The organism is Thauera carbonicopians (genome assembly GCF_025699485.1).
In the GTDB taxonomy this organism is placed as follows: domain Bacteria; phylum Pseudomonadota; class Gammaproteobacteria; order Burkholderiales; family Rhodocyclaceae; genus Thauera.
In genome coordinates this window covers 1-1,220 of the sequence record NZ_JANUXN010000044.1, presented here as the reverse complement: position 1 = coordinate 1,220, position 1,220 = coordinate 1, and the positions used below count along the sequence as shown (strand labels likewise).

General features: G+C 59.3%; 1 protein-coding gene. It reads right to left on the bottom strand.

All coding sequences use genetic code 11. The annotated features are described in order from the left end of the window. Window positions 1-148 precede the first annotated feature (148 nt). A complete protein-coding gene (locus NX068_RS21060; protein ID WP_263463200.1) occupies window positions 149-1,132 on the bottom strand; it encodes an IS5 family transposase in 984 nt (327 codons plus the stop codon). Window positions 1,133-1,220 lie beyond the last annotated feature (88 nt).

Sequence of the window (1,220 nt, the reverse complement as noted above, 5' to 3'; positions counted from 1 at the left end):
GGAAGCGCTGAATAAATCGCTTTCATCGGTGCTGAATCATTTCTAAGCATGCTTCGTCGCTGGCTCCATCAATGCATCGGCACTTTTTGTTCGAAGCAATACCCTGTGCGCAGGCCTTTCGCCCTGCTTTTGTGCCTTGGCCGCGCCATCAGGACGCACCTCGAGCACGTTGTGGCAACAAACCCCGACGCGCCAGGATCAGATTGGCCAAGCCGAACAAGGAGAACAGGTGTGCTTCGTTCTTGGCCAAACCGCGGTAGCGTGCCTTCTTGTGCTTGAACAGGTTCTTCACAATATGGAACGGATGCTCGACCTTGGCTCGGATACTGGCCTTGACGCGTTCGAGTTGCTCGAGCAGCTTGCCCAGCCGATCGGCCGGCAGCGCGCGGCGCTTACCGCGTTTCATGGCCACATGCCAAACAGCCTTGTTGCCCTGGTTCTCCTGACGCTTGCCCACACCCTGGTAAGCCGAATCACCGAGCACTTCCGTCTCCTGACCGTGCAACAAGGCGTGCGCCTGGCTGATGTCGCTCACATTGGCCGCCGTCCCCACGACCGCATGGACCAAGCCCGACTCGGCATCGACGCCAATGTGCGCCTTCATCCCGAAATACCACTGCTTGCCCTTCTTCGTCTGGTGCATCTCGGGGTCACGGGCCTTGGTGCGGTTCTTGGTCGAAGGCGGTGCCGCGATCAGCGTGGCATCGACGATCGTGCCTTCGCGCATCATCAGGCCCTTATCGGCCAAGTGTGTCTTGATCGCCTCGAAGATCCTGCCGGTCAGTCCATGTGTTTCCAGCAAACGACGGAATTTCAACAGCGTCGTCGCATCCGGAGCCGCTTCCCGAGCCAGGTCGATCCCCACGAAGCTGCGGATCGACTGGCTGTCATAGATCGCGTCTTCGATCCCTTCGTCCGACAGCCCGAAACATTGTTGCGCGACGTACATCCGAAGCATCCGCGACAGACCGATCGGACGCCGACCGCGGCCTTCGCCCTTCGGGTAAAACGGTTCGATCTCAGCCTCGAGCGCCACCCAGGGCGTCACCGCATCGATCTCGCCAAGGAAGCGGTCGCGACGCGTCTGCTTCTTCTTGGCTGCGTACTCCAGGTCGGAAAAGCTCGATTGCATCGCTTCACGGCTCCAGTCTGCGTAGGCGACAGTGTCTCAAACAGCTCTGCCATCAGGAAGGCAGGCTGGTGAAATAATCAGTGTTTCC

Coding starts and splice junctions, on each gene's coding strand:
- NX068_RS21060 (WP_263463200.1), bottom strand. CDS start 1,132: ATGCAATCGAGCTTTTCCGACCTGGAGTACGCAGCCAAGAAGAAGCAG.